The organism is Devosia sp. Root436 (assembly GCF_001426345.1).
GTDB lineage: Bacteria > Pseudomonadota > Alphaproteobacteria > Rhizobiales > Devosiaceae > Devosia.
On sequence record NZ_LMEM01000015.1, the window covers coordinates 143,470 to 156,386 of the forward strand.

The 12,917-nt window shown below is 63.1% G+C and carries 10 protein-coding genes; 2 read left to right on the plus strand and 8 right to left on the minus strand.

The window, feature by feature from the left end; translation table 11 throughout:
- Window position 1: 1 nt before the first annotated feature.
- The 6 genes from ASD04_RS18155 to ASD04_RS18180 form a co-directional block, all read right to left on the minus strand.
- A complete protein-coding gene (locus tag ASD04_RS18155) occupies window positions 2-1,186 on the minus strand; it encodes a CaiB/BaiF CoA-transferase family protein (protein WP_056260076.1) in 1,185 nt (394 codons plus the stop codon).
- The gene (locus ASD04_RS18160) at window positions 1,186-1,851 is read right to left on the minus strand and encodes a glutathione S-transferase N-terminal domain-containing protein (protein WP_056260077.1); all 666 of its coding nucleotides are present in this window, start codon (window positions 1,849-1,851) and stop codon (window positions 1,186-1,188) included. Before ASD04_RS18160 ends, ASD04_RS18155 begins: the two co-directional genes overlap by 1 nt.
- A 69-nt stretch (window positions 1,852-1,920) precedes the next feature.
- Complete coding sequence (locus ASD04_RS18165) at window positions 1,921-2,637, minus strand: alpha/beta fold hydrolase (RefSeq protein ID WP_056260080.1); 717 nt, start codon at window positions 2,635-2,637, stop codon at window positions 1,921-1,923.
- Between the two features lie 153 nt (window positions 2,638-2,790).
- Window positions 2,791-3,465 (minus strand): RNA polymerase sigma factor, encoded by a 675-nt coding sequence (locus tag ASD04_RS18170; RefSeq protein WP_244488358.1) that lies wholly within the window; start codon window positions 3,463-3,465, stop codon window positions 2,791-2,793.
- 77 nt (window positions 3,466-3,542) lie between these two features.
- Window positions 3,543-4,943 (minus strand): nitronate monooxygenase, encoded by a 1,401-nt coding sequence (locus ASD04_RS18175; RefSeq protein WP_156461326.1) that lies wholly within the window; start codon window positions 4,941-4,943, stop codon window positions 3,543-3,545.
- A 1-nt stretch (window position 4,944) separates the two neighbouring features.
- Window positions 4,945-5,310, minus strand: coding sequence for a DUF488 domain-containing protein (locus tag ASD04_RS18180; protein WP_056260083.1), 366 nt, complete (start codon window positions 5,308-5,310; stop codon window positions 4,945-4,947).
- Window positions 5,311-5,511: 201 nt separating this feature from the next.
- Between ASD04_RS18180 and ASD04_RS18185 the strand changes: the two genes are divergently transcribed.
- Entirely contained in the window at window positions 5,512-6,903 is a 1,392-nt protein-coding gene (locus ASD04_RS18185; protein ID WP_156461327.1) for an FGGY family carbohydrate kinase, read from the plus strand.
- Here the strand turns inward: ASD04_RS18185 and ASD04_RS18190 are convergent.
- Both ASD04_RS18190 and ASD04_RS18195 read right to left on the minus strand, forming a co-directional pair.
- Window positions 6,877-7,794 carry a DMT family transporter gene (locus tag ASD04_RS18190; RefSeq protein WP_082531341.1) on the minus strand — a complete coding sequence of 306 codons (918 nt, stop codon included), beginning with the start codon at window positions 7,792-7,794 and terminating at the stop codon, window positions 6,877-6,879. The two genes, ASD04_RS18185 and ASD04_RS18190, sit on opposite strands and share 27 nt — an antisense overlap.
- Before the next feature lie 284 nt (window positions 7,795-8,078).
- Window positions 8,079-10,553: a glycoside hydrolase family 2 protein gene (locus tag ASD04_RS18195; protein WP_056260087.1), complete on the minus strand. Its 2,475-nt coding sequence runs from the start codon at window positions 10,551-10,553 to the stop codon at window positions 8,079-8,081.
- A gap of 261 nt (window positions 10,554-10,814) precedes the next feature.
- Here ASD04_RS18195 and ASD04_RS18200 point away from each other — a divergent pair, with 261 nt between their 5' ends.
- Window positions 10,815-12,791, plus strand: coding sequence for an EAL domain-containing protein (locus tag ASD04_RS18200; protein WP_156461328.1), 1,977 nt, complete (start codon window positions 10,815-10,817; stop codon window positions 12,789-12,791).
- The last annotated feature ends 126 nt before the right edge of the window (window positions 12,792-12,917 follow it).

Below are 12,917 nucleotides of genomic sequence, written 5' to 3' on the forward strand. Positions count from 1 at the left end.
ACTAGACCTTTTCGCTCTCGATCTCTGCCAGGATTTCCGCGGTGTGCTCCCCGAGCCGCGGCGGCACCCGTGTAAAGCTCAGGCTCTGATTGGCAAACTTCATCGGGCTGACGATCTGCGGCACCGTCCGGCCCTGCGCATCGCTCAGCCGCATCAGCATGCCGCGATGGATCACCTGCTCCTCGTTGAACACGCGCTCTATGTCATTGATCGGGCCACAGGGAATGGCGTGTTCCTCGAACCGCCTGAGCCAGTCGTCGAGGCTGTTTTCCAGCAGCTTTTTCGAGATCAGCGGGTGCAGGGTATCGAGGTTGAGCACGCGCGCCGAATTGGTGGCGTAGCGCTCGTCTGTCGCCAGTTCGGGCTGCCCCAGCGCCTCGGCAAAACGGCGGAACTGCTCGTCATTGCCGACGGCCAGCACGATGTGCCCGTCGGCGACGGGGAACACATCCTGCGGCTGGATATTGGGATGGCGGTTGCCGCGCCGCACCGGCTTGTCGCCGGACACCAGATAGTTCATGGCCTGGTTGGCGAGCATGGCCACCGACACGTCGAGCATGCCCACATCGATATGCTCACCCTTGCCGCTGCCGGCGCGGCCGACCAACGCGCCAAGCACGGCGATGGAGGCATACATTCCCGTCATGATATCGACGATCGGCACCCCGACCTTCTGCGGCCCGCCGCCCCGATCGTTGCTTTCGCCGGTCACGCTCATCAGGCCGCTCATGGCCTGAATCATGAAATCATAGGCAATCTGCGACTTGCGCGGTCCCGTCAGGCCGAAGCCGGTGATGGAGCAGTAGATCAGCGCCGGATTGAGCGCCGACAGCTCCTGATAGCCGAGGCCATAGCGCTCCAGCGTGCCGACCTTGAAATTTTCCAGCAGTACGTCGGAGCGGCCCGCCAGGGTCTTGATGATGGCAATATCGGCGGGATCGTTGAAATCGAGCTCGATCGAGCGCTTGCCCCGATTGGCCGACAGGTAATAGCCGGACTCGCGGGAGTCCGCGCCCGCCTCGTCCTTGAGATAGGGCGGGCCCCAGCCGCGGGTGTCGTCGCCGACGCCCTTGCGCTCAACCTTGATCACGTCAGCCCCGAGGTCGGCCAGCACCTGCCCGGCCCAGGGGCCGGCCAGCACGCGGCTGAGGTCGAGAACACGAATTCCAGAAAGTGGTCCAGCCATTACCTGATCTGCAAAAAGTCCAAGAGAGAATGCGTGTCCTCGCCGGTGGGTGGAGCATCGTCCACCACCGCCGTCGCCTTGACGGAGTCACGCTGCGAATAGGCGTCGTACCATCCGGCCAGCGCCGGATAGGCCGCCTGCCAGTTGCTGCCCGCATAGCGGAAGTCGAGCTGACCGATGGCACAGAGAACGCTGATCTGGCCCAGCCCGAACGGCGTCGCGACCCATTGCTCCGCCTCCGCTTCCAAGCGTCCGAAACTGGCAAACAGCTTGCGCCGGAACCCTTCGAGAATGGTCGCATCGGGCTGCGCACGCAGATATTCCGTACGCATCAGCAGCAGGATGTCGGTCACGCCATCGCCAAGCGCCTGCCAGCGCAGATGGGTCAGCCGCGCCTCGCCATCGTCCGGCAGCAGCCTCTGGCCGGCATGCCTCGTATCGAGATATTCGCAGATGACACGGGAATCGAAGAGGCACCGCCCGTCATCGAGAACCAGCGCCGGAATCTTGCCGAGCGGATTGTCATCGAGGATATCGGGCCCCGGCGGGGTGCCGACAGCCACTACCGTTCGAACGCGCTCCACGCGGTCGAGCTGACCGGTTTCGTGCAGCACGATCATCACCTTGCGGACAAAAGGGGATCGCGGTGACCAATGCAGTTTCATTCACCTCTCCCGATGCGTAGTCAGCAACAGGGGTACCGCGGCGCCCTATAAAAGTCAATTACATGGTTTTTAGACTTTATGGGTGGCGAAGAACGAATCCATGGCAGCATTGAAGCGGCCGGGCTGCTCGACATTGGGGATATGCCCTGCCCCCTCGATGATGTTGAACCGCGCGTTGGGGATGGTTTGGGCCATGACCTGCATGGTCTGCGGCATGGCGCCGTCATTGCTGCCGGCCAGCAATTGCACGGGGATGGTGAGCCCCGCCGCCGCGGCAGCGAAATCATAGTCCTGCAACGCCGCGGCGCAGGCGCAATAGCCCTCGACCTGCATCTGTCGCGCCGAAGCCAGCATCGACTCCGCGCCGCCGGCTGCGATGAAATCGGCGGCAAACCAGCGCTGGATGGTATCGCCGGCAACCCAGGGCATGCCGTTCGCCCTGGCCGCGTCGATACGACCCTGCCAGGTCTGGCGACCGGCCGGCTGGGTTGCCATCTGCCCGTCCGACAGAATCATGTGCGACACGCGGCCGGGATGCTGCCTGGTCAGATTGAGCCCGGTGGGAACGCCCATGGAGAGGCCGACATAGATGCAGGTTTCGATCTCGAAATGATCGAGCAGCCGCAGGGCATCGCCTGAAAGCATGTCGAAATCGACCGTCTCGCTCACGCCCGACCGCCCATGTCCGCGCTGGTCGTAGCGCAGCATATTGAACCGCCCGGCAAAGTGGGCGACCTGCGCGTCCCAGATGCGATGATCCGTCATCAGCGAGTTGGAAAATACCATCCAGGGGGCTTGCCCACCCGCCTCGGCGACTGAAACAAAGATCGGACAATCGTCCGAACGGATCGTCAATTCCAACACAGCAAGCTCCATTCAACCGTAGAACTAGCCTATTGAATTTTTAGGCAGCGTTCAAGGCGACATGAAGGGTGGGCTTCAGCCAGCCGCCAGGGCAGCGATGACCCGGTCGGCCATGTTGTCACAGCGGGCCCCGTCGAAGGGAAAGACCTCGGCGAATCCGCCAGCGATTTGCCTTTCCAGGGCGGCCCGCAGCAATTGCCGGGCGCGATGCAGACGTGTCTTGACGGTTTCGGCCTTGATATCGAGCTGGCTGCCGGCCTCGGCTGCCGAGAGGCCCTCTATGTCGCGCAGGATGAAGACAAGCCGGAAGGCCTCCGGCAATTCATCGATGGCGTGTTCAAGCAATTTTCGCATTTCGGTTCGGTCAGCCTCGCTATCGGCCGGAAGGGGCACAAGGGAGATCGGGAACAGGGCGGCGAGGCCCGTATCGGCCTCGGTCGCGGCGTCCAATGCCGTCAGTTCGGTGGTGATCCGGCGCTTGCGCATCCGCCCCAGCGCATCGTTGAGGGCGATGCGGGTGAGCCAGGTGGAGAACTGCGATTCTCCGCGAAAGGTGGCGAGATGGGTGAAGGCCTTCACATAGGTCGCCTGCACCACATCCTCGGCCTCAGCATCATTGCGCAGCACACCGCGCGCCACGCGAAACAGCCGCTGGTTATTGGCCTTGATCAGCCGGCGGATAGCGGGTTCGCTGCCCTGCCGCGCCTGCTCGACGAGGGCCTGTTCACTATCCGTGGCTGTGCCGGTCACTATCATGTCGATGCCGATCGTTCGCTTTTCCGACCATTGGACGACAAGGGGCGCGAAAGGTTCCCCCACGTCTGCGCTCACGCCGAAACGTCGTGCTCTTCTGTTTGAAGGAAAAGCCGCAGCCGGGCCAGCCGGTTGCGCAGGCTTGGCCGCGTGATGCGTGGCACCAGGGCGCCAAGGCCCTGCAGCAGCAAAGCGCGAGGCGGCAGCTTGGCGGAGACGATGGGATGCGATGTGGCAACGCCCTCGCCGGCCGCCAATTGCCGTACCTGCAATGACCAACTGGCGAGCGCCGCCGCATTTGCCGCGAAGGGCGGCTGGCTCGCGGCATCAGGATTGACGCCCTGCGCCAAAGCGGAGCGCAGTGCCGCCTGCATCTGTGCGTCGAGCAGCCAGAGATCGTCGGCCAAATCCGCCTCGCCCATATAGGCGCCGCTCATCTCACCGGCGTAGCAGACGGACGAGCTGACCTCCACATCGTCATAGTCGGTCTCCGCAGGATCGGTCGTCAGCAGCGCCTCGGCCTCGGCGACGATATTTTGCAGCCGCGCCACGGCGCTGCCGATGTCGCGGATGCGGCCAATGCCGGTGCCGGCATAAAGGGCCATGGATTCGAAGTCCCCGGTCATCGAGCGCAAAGGCGAGTCCGTGCTGAACAGGTAGATCGGGCGCCCCTCCTCGTCGCCGATGACCACGCGACCGGGCGCATGCGGATCGCCGCTGGCCCCGCTGGTAACGGCGCTCTTGAGCACGCGGACCGGTGCATTGGGCGGCCAGTTAATGTGGAAGCTGCTGGTCAGCACCGTGTCGCCGGCATCGGCCGCCAGCAGCCGCTGCTTGTGGTAGGCGTGGGCGAAAGATTCTTCGGTGGCCATCAGGGCGGTGCCCAGCACGATGCCGGCGGCGCCGAGCGCCATGGCCGTCACGAGATCGCCGCCGGTCGCCAGGCCGCCCGCCGCCAGGACGGGGATAGTGACCGCGGCGGTTACATCAGGCAGCAGATCGCGAAGCGGCCGCACGCCGCGCACATGGCCACCCGCCTCGCGCCCCTGCGCGATGACGATCTCCACGCCGGCGCGCGCGGCCTCGATGGCCTCGTCGACCGATCCCACCTGATGGACTACCGTGATCCCGGCGTCGCGCAGGCGCCGGGTCACCTGTTCGTCGAGATCCCAGAAGGTGCCGACGACGGGAACAGCCAGTTCGATGCAGGTCGCCACCTGCCGCTCCAGCAAGGCCGGGTCGGTGGCGGCGGGAATGATGTTCACGCCGAAATGCCGATGCCCCGACTGGCGCAGGCGCTCGACTTCCCGTTGGATCAATTCGGGCGGTTCACGCACCATGCCGAGGAAGCCGAAGCCTCCGGCTGCGGTAACGGCAGATACGAGTTCGGCGCGGGCGACCCCACCCATCCCCGCCAGAACGAGGGGAATCCTGCTGCCCAGCAGGTCGCAGACAGGGCTGTGGAGCAAAGTCATTTCAGGCCTTTCGCGGCGATTGCAGAAAATCGAGCAGCACCAGCGCGTGATTGTGCTGCTGGTCATGGGCGGCATAAAGCAGGGTGACCTTGCCATCCATTGCGCGCAACTGGTCGACCACTTCGGCATTGGCGGCGAGTTCTGCGCGGTAGCGCTGGACAAACTCGGCCCAATTGGCAGGGTCGTGCCCGAACCATTTTCGCAGAGCCGGACTGGGCGCCACCGCCTTGAGCCATTGGTCGATCCGGGCCTCGGCTTTGGTCATGCCACGCGGCCACAGCCGATCGATCAGCACGCGCGTTCCATCACCGGGCGCGCGCGGCTCGTAGATGCGCTTGATGGAAAAATGCACACTGGGCTCAGCCATTGCAGTGGAGACTGTTGAACGCGTTCATCTCGAACTCCTCCCACGGGCGATCCACACCGCAACGCTAGCGCCGAAGGATAGATCAGTCCAACGGGTATTATGTCGCGTCCGGTGACGAAGCGGGCCGCCTAACATGTTAGCGATAGCGTGGCGGCGCGATTTCCAGTATTGGCGCTGCAACGGAATCGTCGAGTGCCCGCCATGTCCCTGCCCCGCTCCATTGCCGTCATCGATATCGGCAAGACCAATGCCAAGGTGGTGTTGATCGACGCAACGACGCGCCAGCAGGTCGGGGCGCGCAGCACACCCAATGTCGTGCGGCGCGACGGGCTTTATCCGCATGCCGATGTGGAGATGCTGTGGGGCTTCATCCTCGATAGCCTGGGGGCGCTGCAGGCCGAGCACGGCGTGGACGGGATTTCCATCACCACGCATGGCGCGACGGCTGCCTTGATAGCGGATGGCGGCCTCGCCATGCCGGTGCTGGACTATGAACATAGTGGGGCCGAAGAGACGGCCGCAGCCTATGCCGCCGCGCGGCCGGATTTTGCCGAAAGCCTGTCGCCGCGCCTGCCCAATGGGCTCAATCTGGGGGCGCAGTTATTCTGGCAATCGCGCGCGCATGCGGCGGCTTTTGCGATGACAACGGCGATCCTGACCTATCCGCAATATTGGGCATGGCGACTGACCGGCGTGATGGCGAGTGAGGTGACGTCGCTGGGGTGCCATACCGATTTGTGGGCGCCGGGACGGGGTGCGTTTTCCAGCATGGTCGGAGCGCAGGGCTGGACGGGGCTGTTCCCGGCGATCAAACCGGCGGCCTCGGTGCTGGGGTCCATCTTGCCCGAAGTGGCCGCTGCGACCGGGCTGGCGGCCGATACGCCGGTCGCCTGCGGCATCCACGATTCCAACGCCTCGCTGCTGCCGCATCTGGGCACGCATGAGGCGCCCTTCACCATCCTTTCGACCGGCACCTGGGCTATCGCCATGACGGTTGGCGGCGACACCGGGCGGCTCGATCCGGCGCGGGATAGCCTCGCCAATGTCGACGCCTTCGGGCGGGCGGTGCCGACGGCGCGGTTCATGGGCGGGCGGGAATTCGATCAGCTGGTGCCCGAGATCGTCGAGCCGGATAGCAGTGATCTTGCACGGGTCATCGCGCAGGATATTCGCGTGCAACCGGGGTTCATGCCTGGAGTTGGACCGTTCCCTGCCGGCAGGGGCGGCTGGACGCGGGAGCCGGAGACGGCGGCCGAGCGGACGGCGGCAGCCTCGCTCTACCTGGCGCTCATGACGCGAGCCTGCCTTGACCTCTGCGGACTGGGACGCGAGATCGTCATCGAAGGACCATTGGCGCGCAATGCCCTGTTCGGACAGGCGCTGGCGCGGCTGGCGGGCGTCCCCGTGAGTGCGTCGGGGGATGCGACCGGAACGAGCCTGGGCGCCAGCATGCTGTTTGGCGCGGGCGAGCAGCGGAACGCGCCGGGCAGGCCAATCGAGCCGCTCGAGTTGCCGGGATTCGACGCCTATGCGCAACGCTGGCGAGACGCCATCACCCAGGAAACGCTAGCGTTCACCCACCTCGACGGCTGATTCCGCTTTGGCCAACGCCCGCTCGCGCAGCCAGATGAAGAGGCCGCTCGACACAATGATGCAGACGCCCAGAATGAACCACTGATCTGGCGGCTGCTGGAAAATGAGCCAGCTGGCCAGCGACAGATAAACAAGGCTGAGATAGCTGAACGGCGCCAGGATCGCGGGGGAAGCGAAGCGGTGCGCTACCGAGTTGAGGTAGTGCCCGCCCAGGCCGGCGGCACCCATGATGAAAAAGGCCAGCCAGGATATGGGTTGGCTGGGCCAAGCCCAGTCGGTGAACGCTATGGGCAGGAGCAGAATGACGGGTGTGGCGCCGGCATAGAACTGCTGCGTCTGCGCGGTATCCACGCCGGCAAGCTTACGCGTCATGATCGAGAACAGCGCAAGAAAGAAAGCGCAGCCAAGGCTGAGTAGCGCGGCCGGCTGGAATGCCTCGGTGCCGGGCCGCACAATAACCAGAATACCCAGGAAACCAACGCCGATGGCCATCCAGCGGCGCCAGCCCACCTTGTCGCCAAGCAGGGGCCCAGACATGGCGCAAATCATCAATGGCGAGGTGAACTGTATGGCGCTGGTGACGGTCAGCGGCAAATAGCGCATGGCCAGAAAATTGAGGCCCGTCGTAGCCAGCAGGCACATGCCGCGCAGGACTTCGAGCTTCCAGTTGTTGCTGACGAACAGGCGCGACCCGCTGACCGGCAGGAACAGTAACAGAAGCAGGATCAGGTGCATGCCATAGCGCACGGACACGATTTCCGACGTGGGGAGCCCCTCCACCGACAGCCATTTGGCTGAAACGTCGAGGACGAGCAGCACGAGTTGGGACGCCAGCACCAGCATAATGCCAAGGTTGGCCCGGCTTTCCACGGGTAGGACAGCGTGAGCCATTGGCTAGATCCAGGTCAATATGACGGCACGACGCGAGGCAAGACTGGTCATCGGATATCCGGGGAAGGCGGCATTGCTGGTGACGCCAGCGCGGACGCGGGCCATCAGCGATGGAAGATCGAGGGCACGGAGTCAATGACAACTTGTATGGAAGTTGCAAGAGTCGCTTGCACAGTTGCGTCCCAGGCTTGACCCAAGGACCATTCTCCGCTTGTGCCGTGTTGGGAGTGGCCCTCGGGGCAAGCCCTAGGACGCAACTGTGCATTTAGAGTCGGACTCCTGCCCTAGAATGTCTCGCTGAGATTGCGGACCTTGAGCGACTGGACCAGTTCCGACGGTGAGGGCTTGGCGCCGTGGCGGGGGGTGAAGGTCAGTGCGGTGGGACGGCCCGGCAGCAGGGTCACGGCATTGTCCGAAAAATAGCCCGGCACATCGACCGTCGCGGTGACGAACAAAGCCGGCCTGTCGCTGGCAAGGCTCAGCACGAGCTGGCCATCGACATCGGACCAGGCGGCCCGCACTTTGGGATCGACCAGTTCATAGGCCTTGTAGGGCTTGGGGAAATAATCGTTTTCACCCAGCAGCTTACCGGACGCATCGCGCCAGGAGAAGAACAGGAATTCGTCGGCGGCCAGATCGGCGGCCTGCAAGGTGGTGATGGAAATGGCGGCGTCGGGGCCGATGGCGGTATTGCCCGAGAAGACGACGCGATCGCCGCCGCTCACCTTGACGGCGCGGATTTCGAGCGCGACCGAGATCGGCTTGCCCGTGTCGTTGATGCCGCGGAAGGTGATGTCCGCATTGTCCTTGCTCGGCACGGCGACGATGTTGACCGGCAGGAAGAAGCGCCTGGCCATGTATTGCAGCAGTTTCCACTGCCCGCCGTAATCAAGGCTCGACCAGCTGGCGACCGGCCAGATGTCGTTGATCTGCCAGAACAATGTGCCCATGCAGCGCGGCTTGGTGGAGCGCCAGTATTCGATGGCGGTCTTGATGGCGAGACCCTGCTGGATCTGGCTCAGGAACACCATCTGGTCGAAGTCGCGCGGGAAGCGGAAATAGCGCGTCATGGTTTCGAGGATGCGCGCATTGCCGCCATTGTTGCGCTGGTGGTTTTCCATGACCGGGGAGGATGGATTGCGATCCTTTTCTTCGGCGAAGGTCTCGATGACATTCATCGAGGTGAAGGACTGGAAGCCGAATTCGGAGGCAAAGCGCGGGTTGACCGTGCGATAGGCCTCAAAGGCCTTGGCCGAGTGCCAGACGTCCCAATAATGGGTGTCGCCGCGGGTATCGGCGTGCCAGCCGTCGGAGAAGTCGAGATAGCCCATGGACGGTGAGGACGGCCAGAAACGACGAGCCGGGTCTTCTTCTTCGACGATGTTGCCGAGCATGGAATTGAGACGGTCGTAGTTGGCTACATAGCGCTCGGGCGCGGCCTTGGTTTCTGGGTACCAGTGCAGCGAGCCGATGACTTCGTTGTCGCCGCACCAGAGGGCGATCGAAGCGTGGTGGCTGAGGCGACGGACCTGCTGGGTGATTTCGGTGCGGACATTGTCGAGGAAGGGCCGGTCGGACGGATAGCTCATGCAGGCGAACATGAAATCGTGCCAGATGAGGATGCCGAGCTCGTCGCAGAGCTCGTAGAAATAGTCCGGCTCGTACTGCCCGCCGCCCCAGATGCGGAGCATGTTCATATTGGCGGCCTTGGCGCTGTCGAGCAGGTCGCGGATGACCGGGGGCGTGATGCGCGAGGGGATGGCGTCGGCGGGAATCCAGTTGGCGCCCATCATGGTGATGTCGCGCCCATTGATGCGGCACTTGAAGGAATGGTCGATCTCGTCCTTCTCTACGATCCATTCGAGCTTGCGGAGGCCGATCTGGCGGGTGGTCTTTTCGCCTTCGAGATTGGTCACGAGCTCATAGAGCGGCTGTTCGCCCTGCCCGGCCGGCCACCACAGTTTGGGATCGTGGATGGTGACGTTGTGGGTGAAGACGTTCTCGCCCTTATTGACCACGACCTTGTCGGCGACGACCTGGCCATCGATGGTGTGTTCAAGTTCCACCTCACCATGGGCGAAGGCGAAAAGGCGAGTCTTTATCGACAGTTCCACCGACTTGTTGCCATGGGCCTGGTCAACCTGGACGCTGTCCTGCCGGGCCAGGCGCGACTTACGCAGGCTCATGGTGCCGTAAACACCTATTGGCATGAGGCAGATGCCCCAGTCCCACCCCGCATGGCACGCCGCCTTGCGGATGAAGTTCATATGGATGCCCTTCAAACCATTGGTCTGATAGTTGTAGGTAAAGGGAATGGGGAACGGGTGGGCGTCGGCGCGGGCCTTGGCGACATCGGGGGCAATGTCGAATTCTATGCGCAGCGTATTGTCGCCCTGGCGGACCTTGCCGGTGACGTCGATATCGTTGCGGATAAAGCTGTTCTGCGTCTTGGCGATGACCTCGCCATTGAGCAGGATAGTGGCGATGCAGTCCACCTCGGCCAGGGTCAGCGTAAGGTAACCGTCGATATCGGCGGCGGAAGCGGAGAAGCTGCGCTCGACCGACCAGGCGGTTTCGTTGACCCACATCACCGTCTTTTCGTTTTCGCCGAAATAGGGATCGGGGATGAAGTCGGCGGCCAGCAAAGCGGTATGAACGTCGCCCGGCAGGGTGATTGCCGCGTTGATGTCTCTGGTGGGCGAGGACAGGGAGAAAATGCCTTTGAGATCAAGGGCTGAATAGCTGGCGGCAACGGCCATGGACGTCTCCTCGCGGCATCTGCAATCATGCCGGGTCTGCGCGATGTCGATACCGGGAAATTCCGGTGCAATCGATTGCAAGGGGTTCTAGCCGGTCTCGCGACGCCTTCCAATGGGTGAAGCGATGGAATTTTTTGGCGTATTGCAGCGTTGAGATGGTCGAATTTGGCCGCAAACGCCTGAATCGTGCCTTGCCGTTTACATATGTATTAGGGTTTGGCCGCATAACCTCGAAGGGTGAGCAAGGAGCTCGTCGCGGCCATGTCGGCAGTCAAGAGGTTGGTGCAATACTTTGCCGTTCCGGACAATCCGGAACTGGTGCAGGCACAGGCACTTGCCTTCAGCCAGCAGGTTCCGCTGATGTATGGCATCCTGCTGGTCAATTCGCTGGCGCTGGCCGCGACCCATACCGATGCACCGGACCTGCTGCGGCTCTACATACCTGCATTGCTGGCGCTGGCCTGCGCCATTCGCGTCGTCACCTGGTGGCGGTCGCAAGGCAAGCCCATGAGCTATGCCCGGGCGAGGCGGCTGCTGGCGAGTACGGTGTGGGTTGCGGCCGGGCTGGGCGTGAGTTTCTCGGCCTGGGCACTGAGCCTTTATCCTTATGGCGGGCCATTCCAGCAATCGCATGTCGCGTTCTATATGGGGATTACCAGCATCGGCTGTGTCTATTGCCTGATGCATCTGCGCGGCGCGGCAACAATGGTGGCGCTGTGCGTCGTCATTCCATTCACCGCATTTTTCACAACCAGCGGCAATTGGGTTTTCCTGGCGCTGGCCATCAACCTGCTGCTGGTGATGGCCGCGCTGATGACGGTGCTGCTCAACAATTATCGGGATTTCAGCGCCCTGGTGGCCTCGCGCGCCGAGATGGAACACAAGCAGGCCGAAACCCAGCGTCTGTCGGACGAAAACTACCGGCTCGCCAATATCGACGCGCTGACCGGATTGCCGAACCGGCGCTCCTTCGACCGGCATCTGCAGGCCATTCTGGACAGCGTGGATGGCGAGCACCGACAGATTGCCGTGGCCCGGCTGGATCTCGACAACTTCAAGTCGGTCAACGACATCTTCGGCCAGATCACCGGGGACCGGGTGCTGGCCGAGGTTGCCAACCGCATCAATATGCTGCGCCAAACATCGACCTTCGTAGCCCGGCTGGGTTCGAACAGTTTTGCGCTGATCCTGTCGGGAGCGACCGACGAGGCAGCTTTGCAGGCAAGCGGGGATGTGCTGACCGCGGCCATGCGGCCATCGTTCGAGCTGAAGCTGGGAACGGTGCATCTGTCGGCGTCGGCCGGGTTTGCGGCGTCGAGACCCGGCGATACGGCCGAAACGCTGTTCGATCGTGCGGACTATGTAACCTGGGTGGCCAAGCGGGAAGCGCGCGGGCACGCCCTGGTGTTTTCGGAGCGGCATGCGGATGAACTGAGCCGGGTGCGGCGGATGGAGCATGCCCTGCACACTGCCGATCTCGACCGGGAAATCCACATCCTGTTCCAGCCGCAATTCGATATCGCGCTGAACCGGACGACCGGCTACGAAGTGCTGGCCCGCTGGCGCAGCCCGGTGCTGGGCGAGGTTTCCCCGAGCGAATTCATTCCCCTGGCCGAGCGGACCGGAATGATTTCCAAGATTACCCAGACCGTGTTGCGCAAGGCGCTGGCCGTGTCCGCCAGGTTGCCGAAATCGCTGCGCCTGTCGGTCAACCTTTCGGCCCATGACCTGAGCTCCACCACGGCCATGGAAGCCATCGCCAGGCTGGTGGAACAGGCTGGCAAACCCTGCCGTATCGACTTCGAGATCACCGAAACAGCTGTCATGCGCGACATGGCCCAGGCCAATGAGGGCCTGCTGTCGCTGCTGGCGCTGGGTTCGCGCATCGCACTGGACGATTTCGGCACCGGCCATTCCAGCCTGACGCATGTGCAGAAGCTGCCGCTCGACCGCATCAAGGTGGATCGCAGCTTCGTCGCCGAAGTGACCGATGACCCAACCAGCCGGGCGATTATCAAGACCACCGTCGATCTCTGCCGGAACCTGGGCATTTCCTGCGTGTTCGAAGGCATCGAAACCGAACAGCAGCTCGATGCCCTGCTGGGGCTCGGCGGCACGGTGATGCAGGGTTATCTATTCGGCCGCCCGATGAGCGAAGACAAGGTGTTCGAGCATATTGCCGGCGAGAACAAGGGCTGGCAGCAGCACCGCAGACAGATTTTCGGGGCCGCAGGCTGAGCCGAACCACCATTTCCCTATCTCAACCACCGATGTCATTCCGGCGAAGGCCGGAATCCATCCTGAGATGTTTCATCGCTCAGTGAGCGTGGGACGATCCCAGGATGGCCCCCGGCCTGCCGGGGT

What these genes read in the sequence shown, in the direction of transcription:
- ASD04_RS18155 (WP_056260076.1), bottom strand. Translation starts at nt 1,186, where the DNA reads ATGGCTGGACCACTTTCTGGAATTCGTGTTCTCGACCTCAGCCGCGTG.
- ASD04_RS18160 (WP_056260077.1), bottom strand. Translation starts at nt 1,851, where the DNA reads ATGAAACTGCATTGGTCACCGCGATCCCCTTTTGTCCGCAAGGTGATG.
- ASD04_RS18165 (WP_056260080.1), bottom strand. Translation starts at nt 2,637, where the DNA reads ATGGTATTTTCCAACTCGCTGATGACGGATCATCGCATCTGGGACGCG.
- ASD04_RS18175 (WP_156461326.1), bottom strand. Translation starts at nt 4,943, where the DNA reads ATGACTTTGCTCCACAGCCCTGTCTGCGACCTGCTGGGCAGCAGGATT.
- ASD04_RS18180 (WP_056260083.1), bottom strand. Translation starts at nt 5,310, where the DNA reads ATGGCTGAGCCCAGTGTGCATTTTTCCATCAAGCGCATCTACGAGCCG.
- ASD04_RS18185 (WP_156461327.1), top strand. Translation starts at nt 5,512, where the DNA reads ATGTCCCTGCCCCGCTCCATTGCCGTCATCGATATCGGCAAGACCAAT.
- ASD04_RS18190 (WP_082531341.1), bottom strand. Translation starts at nt 7,794, where the DNA reads ATGGCTCACGCTGTCCTACCCGTGGAAAGCCGGGCCAACCTTGGCATT.
- ASD04_RS18195 (WP_056260087.1), bottom strand. Translation starts at nt 10,553, where the DNA reads ATGGCCGTTGCCGCCAGCTATTCAGCCCTTGATCTCAAAGGCATTTTC.
- ASD04_RS18200 (WP_156461328.1), top strand. Translation starts at nt 10,815, where the DNA reads ATGTCGGCAGTCAAGAGGTTGGTGCAATACTTTGCCGTTCCGGACAAT.